Here is an 18359-nt window from a genome sequence, read left to right as displayed (position 1 = left end):
CCCCATGCCGATCCCCGCGCCGATCGCCGCGCCGATCGCCATGGCTCCCGTCGCCGTCATCCCCGCCGAGAACCTCATGATCCTCCTGCTGCAGCTCGGGCTGCTCCTGGGGCTGGCCACCGTCCTGGGGCGTCTCTCCGTCCGGCTGGGCCTGCCCGCCCTGCTCGGTGAGCTCAGCGCGGGAATCCTGATCGGGCCCTCGCTGCTCGCCAACGTCGCCCCCGAGTTCTCCGCCTGGCTGCTGCCCACCGACCCGGCCAGATTCCACATGATCGACGCGGTCGGCCAGGTCGGCGTCCTGCTGCTGGTGGGCCTGACGGGCATGCACCTCGACCTGGGCTTCATCCGCAGGCAGGGGAAGGCCGCCGCCTGGATCAGCGGGGCGGGGCTGACCGTCCCGCTCGTCCTCGGCGTCGGGATCGGGTTCCTCGCCCCCTCCGAGATGATCGCCGAAGGCGTCGACCACACCGTCTTCGCCCTCTTCCTCGGCGTCGCGCTCTGCGTCAGCGCCATCCCCGTCATCGCCAAGGTGCTGATGGAGATGCGCCTGCTGCACCGCGACATCGGCCAGCTCATCCTGAGCAGCGCCGTCATCGACGACGTGGTCGGCTGGTTCCTGCTCTCGGTGGTCTCCGCGCTCGCCACCGCCGGGGCGCGCACCGGGCAGGCCGCGCTCACCGCGATCGCGCTGCTCGTCGGGCTCGTGGTCGTGTCGGTCCTGTTCGGCCGCCGGGTGGTCGCCAAGGTGCTGCGCCTCGCGGACAGGGGCGGGAGCGTCACCACGATCGCCGCGGTGACGATCATGATCCTGCTCTCGGCCGCCACCACCCAGGCGATGGGCTTCGAGGCCATCCTCGGCGCCTTCGTCTGCGGGGCGCTGGTCGGCTCCTCCCCGGACCTGAAGGTCGCCAGGCTGGCGCCCCTGCAGACACTCGTCGCCGCGGTGCTCGCCCCCATCTTCTTCGCGACGGCGGGCCTGCGGATGGACCTGACGGAACTGGCCAAACCGGCCGTGCTGGTGGCCGGGATCGTGGTGCTCACCGTCGCCATCGCGGCCAAGTTCGCCGGCGCCTACCTCGGAGCGCGCATCGCCCGCAGGACCCGCTGGGAGGCCCTCGCGCTCGGCGCGGGCCTCAACTCCCGCGGCGTGATCGAAGTGATCATCGCGATGGTGGGCCTCCGCCTGGGCGTGCTCACCACGGCGTCCTACACGGTCATCGTCCTGGTCGCGGTCGTGACCTCGATGATGGCGCCGCCCCTGCTGCGCTTCGCGGCGGCCAGGATCGCCCCCACCGAGGGCGAGGCCGTCCGCGAGGAGTTCTTCGACACCCTGCAGGGCACCGACGGCGCCGACGGCGCCGACAGACAGCTCGTGACCACCGCCAAGGAGGCGTGACATGATCACCGACACCAGGCCGCTGCTCCTCGTGGTCGCGACGGGAATGCGGCACTACCGCGAATACCTGCTGCGCTCCATCGCCACCGAGTACCGCGTCCACCTCATGGTGACCGCGGAGCCCGGTTGGGAGCGGGAGTACGTCACCGGCTGGACCGTCGTCGCCGACCTGGCCGACGGCCCCGCGCTGGCCGCCGCCGCGCTGGAGCTCGCCGCCCGCGAGCCCGTGCACGGGGTGCTCTGCTGGGACGAGGCGACGATCCTGGCCGCCTCGCACGTCTCGGAGGCCCTCGGCCTGCCGGGCGGCGACCCCGAGATGGTGCGCCGCTGCCGCGACAAGCACCTCACCCGCGTCGCGCTCGACGCGCTCGGCGTCCCGCAGCCCAGGTCGCTCGCGGTCTCCACGCTCGACGAGGCCCTGCGCGCCGCCGAGACGGTCGGCTACCCGGCCATCCTCAAGCCGCGCGGCCTCGGCGGCAGCCTGGGCGTCATCAAGGTCGAGGACCCGGAGGAACTGGCGGAGCGGTTCGCCTTCGTCCACGACCTGAGGGTCCCCGGTGGCGCGACGTTCGAGATCCCCGTCCTGGTCGAGGAGTTCGCGGACGGCCCCGAGGTCAGCGTCGACGCCGTCGTCCAGAACGGTGTGGTGACCCCGCTCTTCCTCGGCAGGAAGGTCCTCGGCTACGAGCCCTACTGCGAGGAGGTGGGCCACTTCGTCGACGCCCAGGACGAGCTGCTGCAGGACCCCGAGTTCTGCCGCGTCCTGCAGGACACGCACACCGCGCTCGGGTTCACCGACGGCTTCACCCACACCGAGGTCAAGCTCTCCTCCAGGGGACTGCGCGTCATCGAGGTGAACGCGCGCCTGGGCGGGGACATGATCCCCTACCTCGGGATGATCACGACCGGGATCGACCCCGGCCTCGCCGCGGCGGCGGTGGCCTGTGGCCGCACCCCCGACATCGCCCCCGAGCGCAAGCTCGTCGGCGGCGTGCGCTTCTTCTACGTCGCCGAGGACGACACCACGATCGAGTCGATCGAGTTCGACGAGACCGGCCTGCCCGCGGAGATCGACCGGGCGATCCCGGTGGTCGCCGCGGGCGCGACCGTCTCACCACCGCCCAAGGGCACCCTGTGGGGGCGTATCGCCTACGCCACCGCGCTATCCCCGACCGTCGACGAGTGCCGGGCCGCGCTGGACGCCGCCGAGGCACACCTGAAGGTGAAGGCAGCCGCATGACCGCCGTTATCGAGAACGAGAACGAACTGTCCGGGACACCCCCGCGCAAGCAGGACGACGGGGTGTTCGTCACCCTGCGAGAGGCCCCGCGCGCCGTCAAGGCACTCCTTTTCGGCGGCTTCATCAGCAGGCTGGCCGCGTTCATCCAGATCTACCTGGTGCTGTTCCTGACCGACCGGGGCTTCTCCGCCACCCAGGCGGGGCTCGCGCTGGGCGTGTACGGTGCCGGCGCGGTGGTGGGTTCGCTGGCCGGAGGCTCGCTCTCCGACCGGCTCGGCGCCCGGGCGGTCACCCTGATCAGCATGGGCGGCTCGGCCCTGCTGATCGTGTCCATCCTCTACGCCCCGACCTACGCCCTGCTGCTGGCCGCCGTCTTCATGGTCAGCACGGTCGGCCAGTTCTACCGGCCCGCGGCCCAGACGATGCTCACCGAGCTCACGCCGAGACACCGGGTCGTGATGATCACGGCGATGTACCGGCTCGGCCTGAACCTCGGCATGACCGCCGCCCCGCTCATCGGCGCCGCGCTGCTCGCGGTCTCCTACAACGCGCTCTTCTGGGGAGAGGCCGCCGCGGCACTGATCTTCGGCGGCATCGTGATGTTCGCGCTGCCCCGGCGCGCGCCGAAGGCCGTGCGCGCCGCGGCCAGGCAGGCGGAGGCGGAGGCCGCGAAGGCGGCGTCGACGGAGGGCCGTTCCGGCTACCTCGCGGTCTTCGCCGACTGGCGCTACAGCGTCTACCTGCTCGCGATGCTGCTCACCTCCATCGTCTACTGCCAGTACACGGCCACCCTCCCGCTGGACATCTCCGCGGCCGGCCTCAGCCTGTGGTGGTACGGCGCGGCCGTCTCGCTGAACGGCCTGATCGTCATCACCTGCGAGCTGGCGATGACGAAGGTCGTGCAGAAGTGGCCGATCCGGCTGACCGCGCTGCTCGGCCTCGGTCTCGTCTCGGTCGGCTACGCCATCTACGCGATCTCCCCGCTCCCGATCTGGTTCATGCTCGGCACCCTGGTCTGGACGCTCTCGGAGATCATCGGCGGACCCACCACGTTCGCCTACCCCGCCCTGGCCGGCCCCGAGCGGCTCCGCGGACGCTACATCGGCGCCATGCAGAGCGTCTTCGGGCTCGGTACCGCGATCGGGCCGGTGATCGGCACCCTGGTGTGGTTCCAGGTGGGGCGCTCGGTGTGGCTGTGGGCCGCCCTGCTCTCCGCGATCGCGACCGTGGCGGGCCTGATCGGCATGCGGGACCCGAACAAGGCCGACGAGTCGCGCACCGCGACCGCCTCGGCGACATGAACGGAGGAGTTACATGATCAGAATCGCCGTCGTGGGCGGTGGGATCGCCGGGGCGATGCTCGCCTGGCGCCTGTGCGAGGTCGTCAGGGGCAGCTCCGTCCACCTCTACACCGGAGAACCGCACAGGAGGGCCGACGCCAGCGCCGCCTCCGGGGGCCTGACCAGGGCTTTCGAGCCCGACCCCGCCCTGTGCCTGGAGGCCGCCGACAGCCTGGCCGAGCTCCACTCGAACCGGGAGCTGCGGGAATGGGCCTCCTACCGGGAGACCGGCTCGGTGTACCTGCTGCCCGGCCTCGGGCCGGGCACCGAGGGCCTGGTGGAGCTGGTACGCAGCCGCCTGCCAGGCTCGATCTCCCTGGTCAGCGGTGAGGAGCTCAGCAGCCGCGGCACGTTCCGCGAACTGCCGGAGGGGAGCGTGGCCGTCGTCGAGAAGCGCGCCGGATACCTCTCCCCGAACGCCTTCCGCGACCGGCTCCTGGTGGAGCTCGCCAGGTCGGGCGCCTTCGTCACCGACGGGCAGGTGGAGGGCATCACCGCCGAGGCCGAGGTCCGCCCCGCCGAGGGCAGCCCGGCCAGGTTCGACGCCGTCGTGGTGGCCGCCGGGGCGTGGACCCAGAGCCTTCTCGCCCGTACGGGCCTGTCGGACGCGGGGCTGCGCACCAAGGTGATCCAGTACGTGCTCGGCCCCACCTCGGGCAGGGGGCCCAACGCGTTCGTCGACGAGACGTCCGGGTTGTACGGCAGGTCCTACGCCGAGGGGCGGGTCCTGCTCGGGCTGCCGACCGACAGATGGGACATCACCCCTGGAACCGTGCCGACCGACCCCGTGCTCACCAGCAGGATCCTCGACGTCGCCGAGGCCAGGATCGGATACCGGCCGGCCGACGGGTCGGTCAAGGCCGTCACCGCGGTCGAGTGCTACCACCCCACGGGAGGGCTGTCACTGCGTCCCCTGGCCAAGGGCGTCTACACCTTCACCGGAGGGAGCGGCGGTGCGGGCAAGACCGTGCTCGCCGCGAGCCGCACGGCCGCGCGAAGCCTGGTCAGGTCGCTGCGTTGAGCGCGGGGACGCGGCCCGTGCGGGTCGCGTCCCCGCCGCTCCGAAGACGGGATCCGGCGGGATCGCCGGTCGTGAGCGCCGCGGTGAGGGGGAGCCCGGTGGGGGCGCCTGTCTCGGCGGCCATCCGGCGGGGTCGCCGGTCGTGAGCGCCGCGGTGAAGAGGAGCCCGGTGGGGTCGCTCGTCTCCGCGGCCGAGTGGCGGGTTCGCCGGTCGCGGCGAGGACTGTCAGGTCGCCGCGGTGAACGCGAGATAGCAGTAGTCGTCCAGCATCTTCGCGAGCGGACGCCCGGGGCGGCCCAGCTCCACCGCCAGCTCCCCCTCGCCGAGACCCGCCTCCTCGAGCAGACGCCGTGCCCAGTCCCGGCCCATCCGCAGGTGCGCACGGTAGGCGTCCGCCGTACGCGCCCCGTGCAGGGCCTCGGCGATGGCCGCGTCCCAGGGCATCAGCGCCCTCGGGCGCAGGGCGTGCAGCATCTTGGTCGCGGCGGTCGGCCCCAGGGAACGGGGTCTGGCCCCCGGAGTCGCCCGCATCGCGGACAGATCCGCGTAACACCCGCCCAGCACGTCGATCTCCGGGTCGCCCAGCGTCGCGAGCGTGGCGTCCTGGCCGGGCAGGTGCTTCCTCCAGCGCTCCCACCAGGCCGCGGTCTCCGCGCCGAAGACATCGGGATCGCCGTCACGCGGATAGCGCAGCCGGCACCCCCACGCGTTCAACCAGGCGAGCAGTGCCCGGCGATGGGCCGCGAGCGCGGGGTCGACCCGCGGCCCGGTCGCCAATAGCAGCCGTTCCCATGACCTGTCGGCCGCGTCGTAGCGGGCGAACTCGCCGACCGCCGCGCGCAGGCGTTCCAGATCGGGCCCCCGGTCAAGGGAGGTCGCGGGCGTCTTCACCGGTGCCGACCTGTCAGGGGCGGCCGGCTCCGGCCGCGCATGAGCGTGGCCAGCAGCCGCTCGGTGCGCTCGCTCGGCTCCACGTCGAGGTCGGTGCGCAACCGGTGGCGGCACACCTCGTACCAGCTCAGGACGCGGCCGAGCTCGCCGAGCTCGCCGTGCATCATCATCAGGGTCTGGTAGGTGGTCTCGTGGTGGGGATCGACGTCGAGGGCCCTGCGGCACCAGTGCATCGCGGCCGGCCAGTCCTCGCGCTCCAGAGCCTCGGTGCGCAGCGAGGTCAGGGCACGCAGGGCGGTCGCGCGCATCCACTGCCGCTGCTCGTTGATCCAGCCGCCGGTCTCGCCGGAGAGGAAGTCCCCGACGTACAGGTCGGCGGTCCGCTGGAACCACGCGATCGCGGTGTCGTAGTCCTTGGCCACCCACGCGCTCCGGCCTCGGTCGAAGGCACGCTGGAACTCCTCGATGTCCACCCACGCGCTGTTCGTCCGCAGCACGTACCCGTGGTCCTGGTGGAGCAGGGAGAAGCCGTCCCTCCCCTCGAACTCGTTGAGCACCCGTCGCACGCCGTGCACGGCGACCTTGAGCGAGCTGGAGGGGTGGCCCTCCCGCTCCGGCCACAGCACCTCGCGCAACCGGTCCCTGTGGACGAACCGCTCACGGTTGACCAGCATGTACTGGAACAGGGCCCGCGACTTGCCGGCCCGCCAGTGTGAGACGGCCTGCCCGTCGACCTCCAGGCGGAAGTTGCTCAGGCATCGGGCGATGACCGAGGGGGTGCCCTCGTCCTGCCCGGGGTTGTGGGGGCCGGCTTTCGCCAATTGTTGAACGGGCATGTTCGCTTCCCTTGGGAGGACGGACTCCGCCGCTCGCGGACTCACCCGCGGACGCCGAAGCACGTCGAGTACGAGTGTGGAGCCAGCACGACCTGGACCTGATAAGGCATGCGATCGTCGTGCATTCTGAACATGACCGTGATCTCCGGGTAGGAGGTGGTCATGCCGAGCCCGGCGAAATAGTGGTCGGTGGCGAGGATGAGACGATAGAGCCCGCGCTCCATGAATTCGTCCACCCATTCTTTAACATTTCCGTCGATGTCGGTCTCGCCCTCGGATACCGGCTCCCAGCCGTTACCCGAGGCGCGCTCCAGGCGAGCTCGGACACCGGCCGCGGATCGGCCGTAGACGCCGTCAAGTGCCTGCGTGGCGATGCTCATGGTGAGGATACCCATCTTCTGGTTCGGGGCCGCGTGACCCGTATCGCGCGACCTCGGCCCTATCAGGCTCCACGGGAGGGCTATCCGTCCGCTTTCGGCCCGCTATCCATCGGCTACCCGAGCCTATCTTTGCGCCGGATATCGGATCAGAAGAGATCGGATAAGGCGTGGATAGGGGGGCTGTTTACGTTTTGAAGCAGACAGGCGGACAGCAGTGAACGGCCTGCGAGACACGAAGAAGAGGTACAGAAAATGCGGGAATTCGCGAGCATCAACACCCTCCGGATCATCGTCTCCGCCATCGCGGTTCTCGGATGCCTCGGTCTCGCCGCCGTCGTCCCCTCGGTCGCCGACGGGGCCGCGAAGACCACCGTGCTCGCCAGCAACACCCCCTGGGGATGAAGCGCACCCCCACCCGGCGGGTCGCCGGCGGTGGGAGTTCACCGGAGCGGTCGGAGCCTTCCAGGGCCCGGCCGCTTGTTCATGTCACAAACCCGCACGTTAGTCGCAAGTTGGGCCAGACCTTCACAAACCCCACTGGTTCTCCCATCAGGGACGTTGTATGATCCCGGACAGAACACGTTTCATGCATATAAAATTGCTCGCCGTGATCGCCGGGTTATATGTCCGAAGATCGCGGAGAGGTGGGGGTTGAGTCTATTGTTGCCTGCTTTAAGGCAGCGGTTAGATCCCTGATGTCTCCCTTACACCAACCGTGCGGAGAATTCCTGGTCAGGCCGCGATTCTGCAAGGAGATTCGGTGGAGTATCGAATCCTCGGCCCCCTGGAGGTCCTCGCCGACGCGCGCCGCCTGGATCTGGGCGCGCCTCGGCAACAGGTCGTCCTCTCCTGCCTCCTGCTGGAGGCCAACCGAATGGTCACCATTGGACGGCTGACGGACGCGATCTACGGTGAGGATCTTCCCAGCACTTCCCGCGCGCAGGTGCAGATCTGTATCTCCTCGCTGCGGCGGCTTTTCGCCGCCAATGGCGGAGCCGACGTCATCGCGACCCACTCCCAGGGATACACGCTGCGAGTCGCCGAGGGAGAACTCGACTCCCAGAACTTCGAGGGCCTGCTGAACCAGGCCCGCCAGGCTCGCGACGACCGCCGGCTGGAGGACGCCGTCAGGCACTATCGGGCCGCGCTCGCCCTCTGGCGAGGGCCCGCCCTCGACGGCCAGGAGAGCCGGCTCGTGCAGGCCGCGGTCGGCAGGCTGAGCGAGCGCCGGATCACGGTGAACGAGGACTGCGTCGAGATCGAACTGGAACTGGGCAGGCACCACGAGCTGGTGGGCGAACTCAGCGAGCTCGTCGAGGAACACCCGCTCAGGGAGCGGCTGCGCGGCCTGCTGATGCTCGCGCTCTATCGCTCGGGCCGCCAGGCCGAGGCGCTCACGGTCTATCGTCGTGCCCGCCAGACGATGATCGACGAGCTGGGCATCGAACCCAACGAGAGCCTCCAGCAGCTCGAGTACTCCATCCTCACCTCCGACGAGAGCATCGACGCGCCGGGGCGGCAGCAACAGCAGCAGCAACAACAGCAACAACAGCAATCCTCCCAGCGCCACCCGGAGACGCAGGAGGTGCCGGCCGCCCGCCGGACGGTTCCCCGTCTGCTTCCCACCGACATCGCCGACTTCACCGGCCGGATCAAGCTGGTCGAGGCCATCCGCCGCCAGCTCACGTTCGCCGCGGAGGACCGCCAGCGGCTCGCCGTCCCCGTCATCGCCGTCGTCGGCAAACCGGGCATCGGCAAGTCCACGATCGCGGTGCACGTCTCGCACAGCGTCGCCGGACGCTACGAGGACGGCCAGCTCTTCGCCGACCTGCACGGAGGGGAGTCCCATCCGATCGGTTCCGGGCAGGTGCTCGAACGCTTCCTCCGCGCGCTGGGCGTGCCGGGCAACGCGATCCCGGACGGGGTGGACGAACGGGCGGAGATGTACCGCGCGCTGCTCGCCGGGCGCAAGATGTTGATCGTCCTGGACGACGCCAGAAGCGAGAGCCAGGTGCTGCCCCTGCTGCCCGGCAACCCCGAGGCCGCGGTGATCATCACCAGCCGCAGCCGGCTCGCGGGCCTGCCGGGCGCGGCCCACCTCGACGTCGGGCTCTTCGACTCCAGGCAGTCGGTGGACATGCTCTCCAGAATCGCGGGCATCGAGCGGGTGCAGGCGGAGCGGGAGTCGGCGGCCGAGCTGGCGGACCTCTGCGGCCACCTGCCGCTGGCGCTGCGCATCGCGGGCGCGCGGCTCGCCGCCCGGCCGCACTGGACGATCGACCAGCTCGTGGGACGACTGGAGGACGAGACCCGCAGGCTCGACGAGCTCAAACACGGCGACCTGGGCATCAGGGCGAGCATCTCGCTGACGTACGAGAGCGTGAGCGAGGACGCACGCCGCCTGTTCAGGCGCCTCGCCATCCTGGAGTCCCGGCACTTCTCCGGTTGGGTCGCCGCCGCGCTGCTCGACTGCCATCCCTCCGACGCGCAGGACCTGCTCGACGACCTGGCCGACGCCCAGCTGGTCGAGACGACCGACGCCGGGTACGGCGTGCAGAGCCAGTACCGCTTCCACGACCTGATCCACGTGTTCGCCCGCGAGCGTCTCGCCGGCGAGGAGGCGATCGCCGACCGCAACGCCGCGCTGCAGAGAGTGCTCGGCGGCCTGCTCTTCCTGACCGGTGAGGCGCACCGCCGAGAGTACGGCGGAGACTACGTGCAGGTCCACAGCGACGCACCACGCTGGCCGCTGCCGGGACGGCTGGTCGAGAAGCTGGTCATGGCCCCGCTGCCCTGGTACGAGCGCGAGCGGCTGACGCTGGTCTCGGGCATCCGGCAGGCGGCGCAGGCCGGGTTCGTCGAGCTGTGCTGGGACCTCGCGATCAGCGCGGTCACCCTGTTCGAGTCGAGAATCTACTTCGACGACTGGCGGGAGACCCACCAGATAGCGCTGGCGGCCACCCGGCAGGCCGGGGACCGCCGGGGGCAGGCGGCGATGCTCTACTCAATAGGGTCGCTCTACATCGCCGAGCAGCGCTTCGGGGACGCGCGGCGCGACTTCGAGTCCGCGGCCAAGCTGTTCGAGGAGGCCGGGGACGACCTGGGGGTTGCCCTCGTCATCCGCAACATCGCCTTCCTGGACCGGATGAGCGGCCAGCTCGACGACGCGGTGGAACGCTACGATCGCGCGCTGGGCATCTTCCGCGGCACCGGCGACCAGGTCGCCTCCGCCTACGTGCTGCACAGCATGGCCCAGATCAGGCTCGACTGCGACGAACTCGAAGAGGCCAGACGTCTGCTGGGCGAGGCGCTGGAACTCAGCAGGATCGGTGGCAGCCGCAGGGTGGAGGCACAGGTCCTGCACCGGCTGGGCGAGACCTACCTCAGGCTGGAGGAGTTCGCGTCGGCGGCGGAGGTCTTCGAGCAGGCGCTCACGACCGTGCGCAACATCGGCGACCCGACCGGCGAGGCCTACGCCCTGCACGGCCTGGGCATCACGAAGCTGCGCCAGGGGGACCTCCAGGAGGCCGAGACCACTCTCCAGAACGCCCTGGAGGTGGCGGGCACCGCGGGGGAGAGACTCGCCGAGGCGAGGGTCGTGCTCGGGCTCGGTGAGCTGGCGCTCGCCGACGACCAGACCGAACAGGCGATCGGCCGCTTCCACCAGGCCCTCGGCCTGTTCCACAAGATCGACGCGCCGCTCCACCAGGTGCGCGTCCTGGTCATGCTCACCGCGGCGTACCTCGCCGTCGACGAGGAGGAGGCGGCGCGGAGCGTCTCCGAGGAGGCGCTCGAACTGGCGGACACGATGCCCCCCGCGATCGCCGCCAGGGTGCGCGCCCAGCTGGAGAACCTTCCTTCGCCCGGTCATGCACGCCTGCCCGGCCGGGCACGGAAGGTCCCGGCGTCCTGAGCCCCGTACGGTCGAATCCCGAGATCCTGGGCACCGTACGGCCGAGGGCTCCGAGTTCCTGAGCGCCCCGGGGCGAGGGCACCGTTGTCCTGAACCCGACCGGGGCGAAATGTCCTGAACTCGACCGGGTCGAAAGCGAAGGGATGTCGGTGCCCTGAGCCGAACGGTCCGGAGCGGGAGCGGTCCGTCGCACTCCGAAGACGTGAGCGACGAACCGCCGGAGAGGTCCGGAAGGGACCTCTCCGGGCGGTCGTGACCGGTCGTGCCGGCCGGTCACGAGACCATCGGCGCCGGATCGCCGGTGCTCAGCAGATGCGGCGCAGAGCCTCCGCGAGACTGGACAGGCCGACAGGCCCCAGCTCCAGCGCGGCGGTGTGCCAGGCACGCAGGTCGAAGGCGTCGCCCAGGCGCAGCTTGGCCTCCTCGCGGGCCTGCACCCACGCTCGTTCGCCCAGCTTGTAGGAGATGGCCTGGGAAGGCCAGCCGAAGTAGCGCACCACCTCCGCCTCGACCCGATGCGGCTCGCAGCGGCCCTGCTCACGCAGCACCTCGCAGGCCTTCTCGAAGGTCCACGACGAACCGTCGGGCAGCGGAAGGTCGAGGTGGACGCCCAGGTCGATGACGACCCGGGCGGCACGCAGCGCCGACCAGTTGAGCATGCCCAGCCGGGTGCCGGGGTCGGTGAACCAGCCGAGCTCGTCGGCCAGCCGCTCGGCGTACAGGCCCCATCCCTCGCCGTGGCCGTCCACCCAGGAGACCTTGGAGAACCTGGACAGGGTGTCGCCGGCCATGCGCATCGCGCCGAACTGCAGATGGTGGCCGGGCACGCCCTCGTGGAAGATCGTGGTCAGCTCGCTCCAGGTGGCGAAGCGGGTCCGGCCCCCGACCGGCCACAGGGTGCGACCCGGCCGCGACAGGTCCTCGCTGGGCGCGTTGTAGGAGGCCGCACCGGAGGTGGAGCTCACGTCGACCTCGGCCACGATGCGCCGCAGCGGCTCGGGGATGTCGAAGTGCGTGCCGTTCAACTGCTCGATCGCCCGGTCGTGGCGCTCCTGCAGCCACGCCTGGTACTCCTCGAGCGAGTCGACGGCCTGGGTCTCGTTGAGGATCGCGGTCGCCTCCTCGATGGTCGCCCCGGGCTTGATCCGCTCGACCTCGGCGGCCGTCTCGGCTCCGATGCGCTCCAGCTCGGCCCAGCCCCACTCGTAGGCCTCGCGCAGGTCGATGTCGGCGCCCAGGCTGATCCTGGCGACGACCGCGTAGCGCTCGGGGCCCACCCCGTCGGCCTCGTCCGCCCTCGGGGCGTACTCCTCGCGCAGGTAGCGCCCGGCGTCGGCGTACGCGGCGTGGGCCGCCGCCGCAGCGCTGAGCAGCTCCTCCTTGACCGGGCCCTCACCGTAGGTGGCGACGAAGGCGTCGTGGGCCGGGGGAGTCCCGCCGGCGCCGGAGAACTGGTCGGCCTGGTCCGCCATGGCCAGCGCCTGCCTGCGGGCACCCCGCAGCCCCATCGCCAGACCGGTCTCCAGGCTCTCCCGCCATCCGGCGAGCATCCCCGGGATCGCCGCGAGGCGGGCGGCGACATCACGCCATTCGTCGTCGTTGCCGTGGGGGAGAAGGACGACGCTGGAGCGCACCCGGTAGGGCAGCCCGTACGGCGCCGCCACCCAGCGCAGCGGCTCGCCCGTGTCGTGCCAGGCGAGCTCGGCCTCCAGCCGCTCCCGCAGGTGGGTGGCCGCCCTGACGTCCGGCTCACCGGTCGGGACCAGCTCGTCGAGGCGCTTCAGGGTCGAACGGATCATCTCGGCCCGGGCGGCGCTACCGGCGGGGCTGTGGTCGGTGGCGGCTACGAAGTCGGACACGATGCCCTCGGCACCTGTCGCGATCGGGTCCAGTGCCGCCCAGCGGGTGACGTACTCATCGCAAAGCGCGAAGATCGGAGTGCTCATGTCCGAAACGTAGAAAAGCCTGGCATCGGCCCCCTATTCCTTCGCTATCCGACCCCAGGACCTGGGGAAACCTGCCCTCCGGCCGGCTGGTACTCCATTGCCCGATTCGTTTTCGAACTCCGCGCCCCGCTTGTCCGGCACCGGACAACGATGCCGGACAAGCAGGAGGCGACCGGGCAACGGAGGCGGCTCCCTCATGCTCCTCCGCCGGTACCGCCGGACGATCGGATCGACCCGGCGCCGCCTCGATCCCGGTCGGCTACGGCGCGACGACTTCCTCGTGGGAGCCGGCCGCCCCGCGCCGAATCCCCCAGGCGACACCGGCGGTGGCGAGTGCCAGGGCCACCAGCAGCGCACTGACCCACAGCGGCGAGCGATAACCGAGTCCCGCGCCGATCGAGATCCCGCCGAACCAGGGACCGAGCGCGGCGCCCACGTTGAGCGCCGCCGTGGCGAACCCACCGGCCAGGGCCGGTGCCCCGGCCGCCGCGTAGAGTGCCTGCGAGATCAACGTCGACCCGACGGCGAACGAGAGGGTTCCCTGGACGAAGACGAGCACCGTCGTCGCCACCGGACTCCCGGCGGCCACCGCGAACACCGTCCAGCCGACGAGCAGGGCCACCCCACCGCTCACCAGGAGCGCGACGGGTCGTACGTCGGCCATCCGGCCACCGACGGTGACACCGAGAAACGACCCCAGCCCGAAGAGGGCCAGCATGGCGGGCACCCATGCGGATTCGATTCCGGTGACGGTGGTGACCAGCGGCGCGAGGTAGGTGAACGAGCAGAACGTCGCGCCGTTCACGAGGCATCCCAGCAGCAGGATCACCACAAGCCGCCGATCGCGCAGCGAGCGCAGTTCGTCGCGCGCGCTCGTGTGGTCGGATTCGGGGCCGTCGGCCGGTACCGACCGCAGGATCGCGACGATGGCCGGCACCGACAGGATGGCCACCGCCCAGAACGCCGAGCGCCACCCCCACAGCTGACCCAGCAACGCGCCGCCGGGAACACCCACGACACAGGCGACGGTGACCCCACCGAGCAGGATGGAGGTGGCGCGTCCTTTGGCGTTCGGCGCGACCAGGCTCATCGCGGTCGCCAGGGCCACCGCGAGGAACCCGGCGCACGCCAGCGCCCCGACGACCCGGGAGAGCAGCAGCACCCCGTAACTGGTGGTGACCGCGCCCAGGACATGGACGAGCAGGAAGGTGACGAGGAAGGTGAGGAGCGAGCGACGTCGCGACCGGCGCAGGCTCAGGATCGCCATCAGCGGCGCGCCGACGACCATCCCCACCGCGAACGCCGAGGTCAGAAATCCCGCGGCGGGGATGGACACGTGCAGGTCCCGTGCGATGCCCGGCACGAGGCCGGACAGCATGAACTCGGACGTGGCCTGGGCGAAGACCGCCAGTCCGAGCAGGTGAACAACGAATGGCATGACAAAACTCCGCGACCACACTGTGGATCGATAAGGAGGCGATGGGCCGCGCCGGCGTCGGAGAGAGGAACCGTCCGATCGGGGCGCGGCCATCGCGCGGGAGACCCTGCCGCCGTCACGGAGGTGACGTTCGGTCCAGGTCGAGCACAGCCTGCGCTATGGCGATCCGGTGGCAGTGGTCGCGGACGGCAGTGAGCGCGGCCTCATTGGCCGCGAAGCCTCGACGCGACGACGGTGGCCGGCCACCGGATGACCGGTGGCTAGCGTCTGGATGCCTCGGGGCTGGACATAGGCGCAAGTTAGCAACGCCGAACGCGTCATGTCCAGCCGTTTGCCGCGAGCTCATCAAGAACGATCTTTTTCGCCGCGGTCCGGTTCCGAGGGCACCCTGATGGGCGGCCGGGCTGTCAGCCGGTGATGGTGCCGAGGGCCGCGACGAGGTAGAGGCCTCCGGCGGAGGAGACCGCGAGGCCGGCGGCGGCCGGAGCCCAGGCCATCGCCGTGGAGGCGAGTGACCACCGGTGGGTTCCGTGGGTCAGCAGGGTGAGGCCGCGGATCGTCACGATGCCCACGCCGGTCAGGGTGAGGGCCATCCCCACGCCGAAGGCGGCGACGAGGGTGACGGCGTCGAAGGCCCGGCCGGTGAGCAGCCCGCTCATCAGGACGACGAACGCCGACGGCGAGGGCAGCAGCCCACCGGAGAGGGCGAGGGCGACGAGGCCACGCCGCGACCAGGGATCCGGCCCGTCCTCGAACTGATGCCCGTGGCCGTGCCCGTGGCCGTGCCCATGCCCGTGCCCGTGGCCGTACTGGGCCTGCGCCCGAAGCCGACGCCCTCGCAGGTGGCGGTAGGTCAGGTGGATGCCGACGCAGATCGTGATCACGCCGGCCAGCACCTGCATCCAGGCGGTGACGCTCTTCGTGCCGAAACTCGCGGCGCTGCTCAGCCCCACCCAGGCGAACGCCAGCACCAGCACCGAGAAGGTGTGCATCAGGGCGACGATGACTCCCAGGCGCAGCGCGTCACGGTAGGTGCCCCGGGTGCCGACCAGGTAGGCCGCGGTGACGCTCTTGCCGTGCCCGGGGGCGACCGCGTGCATCGCTCCGGCGACGAGGGCGACGGCGAGGACCGCCCAGAAGACGCCCCTGTTGTCGAAGAGCGAGATGAACCGGCTCTCGAAGCCGCTGAGCTCCGTCATGGTCGCCTACCTGTCGTACTCGTCGTGCCCGTCCTGCGCCGGGTCCGCAGCATGGTGAACGCGCCCGATCCGGCCAGCAGCACCGCGGCGCCGACGGCGACACCCGTCGTCTGCCAGGACGTGCCGGCCACCGCCGTGCCGGAGAAGCTCAGGCGCTGGGTGCCGGCCGCCTCGGTGAAGAGGATCCGTTCGGGGGTGGCGGGTGTGTCCGCGATGAGCACCGTCCGGTACGCCGTGTTGAGATCGGTGAGGGCGGCGACGGTCACCTCCACCTCGGTCACCGGACTCCGGCAGTCGAAGACGAACCGGGCGCCGTCGACGAGCAGCGCCCGCAGTTCCTCCAGCCGGCTCCGGCACGGCCGGCCTGCCTGGGCGACGGTGATCTTCTCCAGCAGGTAGTCGCGGAGGGCCGTTGAGCGCTCCAGTTTCTGCTCACCGGTCAGCTCCGTCGAGACCGTGCCTGTGGAGGGGTCCTCGAACGCGCCGAGCGACTGGCCGAGCGCGACCCAGTCATCCTCGGCGGGGAGCCACGAGATGGTCACCTGTGAGCCGTCGGCCCCGATCCGTGCGGTGGACGGCGGTCCGAAGGGATGGGCGGAGGCTGGGGCGGCCCAGCCGACCAGGGCGCCGACGAGCAGCGCGCCCGCCAGCGTACGGGCGTGGATTTTCAATGCGTTTCCTGTCCGACGGGGCTCCGGTACGTCCGGGGGACGGGGCCGCCGTGGCGGCGGCCCCGTCCCCGGGAGGGGCTACTTCTTGGTGACCGTGACGGCTGGGCTGGTGATCTTCTGGTTCGCGCTGTCCAGGTGGATCACGTAGGACTCGTCCTTCTTCAGGCTGCTCGGCACCTTGAAGGTGTAGGTGAGACGGCCCAGCTCATCGGCCTCCCGCGTGCCGACGGGGACGGTGTCCTTCCCCTTTCCGCGCTCGTCGTCGCCCGCCTTCCTCATGACGACGGACACCTGCTCGGCGGGGTCGTAGCCGTACGCGGAGATCGTGAGCTTGCCGCGGTGCTCGACGGCGGTCTTGTCGACGACGACCTGCTCACCGACGGTGTTCTCCGCGGTGCGGACCTCGTTGACGGTGCGCTCGCCCTTGGCGTTCTTCCGGACGACGAAGCCGTCGTGGTGCTCGCCGTTGGCGTAACGGGCCTCGAACGTGATCTTGTCGGCCTCGATGTCGATCAGCTGGTAGAGCTGGGTGTTCTGGCTCTTGCTGACGACCTCGGCGCCGTTGCCGGTCCAGTTCTCGCCGTTGTTGAGCGCGTACATCTTGCCGCCGGAGACGGACACGACGTAGGCGACACCGTTGTTGACGGTGACGGACTTGCGGGCGGTCGCCACGTTGCCTCGGCCGTAGGAGTGGTCGTGGCCCTGGAGGACCAGGTCCACGCCGTACTTCTCGAACAGCGGGCCCCACTGGCCGCGTACGGCGGGGTTGTTGCGGGTGCCGGTGGTGGAGTAGACGGGGTGGTGGAAGGTCACCACGGTCCACTTGTTCGGGTTGTCCTTGAGCAGCCCCTCCAGCCAGGTGGTCTGCGCGGCCATCAGGGTGGCGTTGCTCTGCACGTTGGTGTCCAGGCCGATGAAGCGCACGCCCTGGTAGTCGACGGTGTAGGCGGTCTGCTTCAGCTCCGGGTTACCCGGTCCGTTGTCCGGATAGGGGAACTGCGGACGCCAGAAGGTGGACAGGCCGCCGCTGTACTCGTGGTTTCCGGGGATCGAGATGTTGTTGACCTGGCTGTCGATGAAGCCGGCGGCCTTGTACCACTGGCCCCACTGCTCCTCGTTGTTCGCGTTGTCGATGAGGTCGCCGGCGTTGACGATCACCTTCGCCTGCGGGCGGTCGGCGAACGCCTGGCGGAAGACGCGCGGCACCGCGGAGTCGATGTAGTTCTGCGCGTCGCCGTAGTAGATGAACGAGAACGGCTGCAGGTCGGCCGCCGCGGTGGTGAAGTCGCTCCACTCGTTCCAGTTGGTGCCGTCGCCGACCCGGTAGCTGTAGCGGGTGTTCGGCTTCAGGCCGGTGAACTCGACGGTGTGGTAGACGGAGGCGTACCCCAGCGTGGTGTTGACCGGGGTGGTGCTGAGCGCCTTGACGGTGGCGACCGCGCCCGCGGACGGCGCGACGTCGCCGAGCGCGCGCGGGGCCTCGAGGATCTGGGCCTGAGCCGACTCGGCGTCGGTCACGGCCCGCCAGGTGACCTTCTGGCTGGCCGCCGGCGTGGTGGTCGGGGTGAGGATGACCCGGTCGGGCATGGGGGAGGGCTTGTGGATATCGGCGGCGGGGTACTTCGGCGGCGCGGCCGCGCCGAACGCCACCGGGCTGAACGCGAGGCCGCCGGCGATCAGCACGCCCGCGCTCACCGCCGTCAGCCTGGTACGCCGGGATCCGGCGGATCGGGGCAGTTTGGCTTCGCCCATCATGAGCTCTTCTCCAGGGAGGGATCGCATTCCACCGAGGGAGTGCGGTGGACGTCGGTATTGATCCAAAAAAGAAGGACAAAAGCTCATATAGGGGGTTACATCAGGATGAACACCTCCTCTTATGTATCTCTAGCCCCAAAAACCCCATTGATGTCGTCAGAAGGTCGTGCGCTCGACGCCTTCCGTTGCCCTCGCGTTCGCTGGAACACCCCTAACCTCGGGCGAGCGGGCTCGGCTGGAGGCGGAACGCGTGCGCCCGCTTCACGACCCGCGTCACACGGCAGGTGGCCTCGCCCGGGTTTCGACGGGTCCGGTACGCGGCGTCGTGCCCC

14 protein-coding genes are annotated in these 18359 nt (G+C 70.4%); 6 read left to right on the top strand and 8 right to left on the bottom strand.

The window, feature by feature from the left end:
• The first annotated feature begins 4 nt into the window (after positions 1–4).
• The 4 genes from AB0B96_RS07735 to AB0B96_RS07720 are packed head-to-tail and all read left to right on the top strand — an operon-like array spanning position 5 to position 4997.
• On the top strand, positions 5–1396 hold the full coding sequence (locus AB0B96_RS07735) for a cation:proton antiporter (RefSeq protein ID WP_362897102.1): 1392 nt from the start codon (positions 5–7) through the stop codon (positions 1394–1396).
• Position 1397: 1 nt separating this feature from the next.
• A complete protein-coding gene (locus AB0B96_RS07730; RefSeq protein WP_350943820.1) occupies positions 1398–2636 on the top strand; it encodes an ATP-grasp domain-containing protein in 1239 nt (412 codons plus the stop codon).
• Positions 2633–3937, top strand: coding sequence for an MFS transporter (locus AB0B96_RS07725; protein WP_362897101.1), 1305 nt, complete (start codon positions 2633–2635; stop codon positions 3935–3937). The genes AB0B96_RS07730 and AB0B96_RS07725 overlap by 4 nt, the downstream gene beginning before the upstream one ends.
• Positions 3938–3950: 13 nt before the next feature.
• Positions 3951–4997, top strand: coding sequence for an FAD-dependent oxidoreductase (locus AB0B96_RS07720; RefSeq protein WP_350943818.1), 1047 nt, complete (start codon positions 3951–3953; stop codon positions 4995–4997).
• Between the two features lie 226 nt (positions 4998–5223).
• On the opposite strand, the gene AB0B96_RS07715 is transcribed toward AB0B96_RS07720, so the two are convergent.
• The 3 genes from AB0B96_RS07715 to AB0B96_RS07705 are packed head-to-tail and all read right to left on the bottom strand — an operon-like array spanning position 5224 to position 7105.
• Positions 5224–5889, bottom strand: a complete 666-nt coding sequence (locus tag AB0B96_RS07715) for a hypothetical protein (protein WP_362897100.1) — start codon at positions 5887–5889, stop codon at positions 5224–5226.
• Positions 5886–6725 carry a BTAD domain-containing putative transcriptional regulator gene (locus tag AB0B96_RS07710; protein WP_362897099.1) on the bottom strand — a complete coding sequence of 280 codons (840 nt, stop codon included), beginning with the start codon at positions 6723–6725 and terminating at the stop codon, positions 5886–5888. The genes AB0B96_RS07715 and AB0B96_RS07710 overlap by 4 nt, the downstream gene beginning before the upstream one ends.
• Before the next feature lie 41 nt (positions 6726–6766).
• On the bottom strand, positions 6767–7105 hold the full coding sequence (locus AB0B96_RS07705; RefSeq protein WP_350943813.1) for a hydroxyisourate hydrolase: 339 nt from the start codon (positions 7103–7105) through the stop codon (positions 6767–6769).
• Between the two features lie 252 nt (positions 7106–7357).
• Between AB0B96_RS07705 and AB0B96_RS07700 the strand changes: the two genes are divergently transcribed.
• On the top strand, positions 7358–7507 hold the full coding sequence (locus AB0B96_RS07700) for a hypothetical protein (RefSeq protein WP_350943812.1): 150 nt from the start codon (positions 7358–7360) through the stop codon (positions 7505–7507).
• A gap of 358 nt (positions 7508–7865) precedes the next feature.
• Complete coding sequence (locus AB0B96_RS07695) at positions 7866–11018, top strand: BTAD domain-containing putative transcriptional regulator (protein WP_362897098.1); 3153 nt, start codon at positions 7866–7868, stop codon at positions 11016–11018.
• 305 nt (positions 11019–11323) lie between these two features.
• On the opposite strand, the gene AB0B96_RS07690 is transcribed toward AB0B96_RS07695, so the two are convergent.
• The 5 genes from AB0B96_RS07690 to AB0B96_RS07670 all read right to left on the bottom strand — a co-directional run bounded on the left by AB0B96_RS07690 (position 11324) and on the right by AB0B96_RS07670 (position 18024).
• Positions 11324–12964 carry a DUF885 domain-containing protein gene (locus tag AB0B96_RS07690; RefSeq protein ID WP_350943808.1) on the bottom strand — a complete coding sequence of 547 codons (1641 nt, stop codon included), beginning with the start codon at positions 12962–12964 and terminating at the stop codon, positions 11324–11326.
• Between the two features lie 259 nt (positions 12965–13223).
• The gene (locus AB0B96_RS07685) at positions 13224–14402 is read right to left on the bottom strand and encodes a Cmx/CmrA family chloramphenicol efflux MFS transporter (protein ID WP_362897097.1); all 1179 of its coding nucleotides are present in this window, start codon (positions 14400–14402) and stop codon (positions 13224–13226) included.
• Between the two features lie 407 nt (positions 14403–14809).
• Entirely contained in the window at positions 14810–15601 is a 792-nt protein-coding gene (locus AB0B96_RS07680; RefSeq protein ID WP_362897096.1) for a hypothetical protein, read from the bottom strand.
• Positions 15598–16272: a hypothetical protein gene (locus AB0B96_RS07675; protein ID WP_362897095.1), complete on the bottom strand. Its 675-nt coding sequence runs from the start codon at positions 16270–16272 to the stop codon at positions 15598–15600. Before AB0B96_RS07675 ends, AB0B96_RS07680 begins: the two co-directional genes overlap by 4 nt.
• Positions 16273–16350: 78 nt before the next feature.
• Entirely contained in the window at positions 16351–18024 is a 1674-nt protein-coding gene (locus AB0B96_RS07670; RefSeq protein WP_362897094.1) for a metallophosphoesterase family protein, read from the bottom strand.
• Between the last annotated feature and the right edge of the window lie 335 nt (positions 18025–18359).

This window comes from Streptosporangium sp. NPDC049046 (genome assembly GCF_040649155.1).
Classification (GTDB): domain Bacteria; phylum Actinomycetota; class Actinomycetes; order Streptosporangiales; family Streptosporangiaceae; genus Streptosporangium.
Note: the sequence above shows the minus strand (reverse complement) of the source record. Positions and strands in the feature narration are given on the sequence as shown.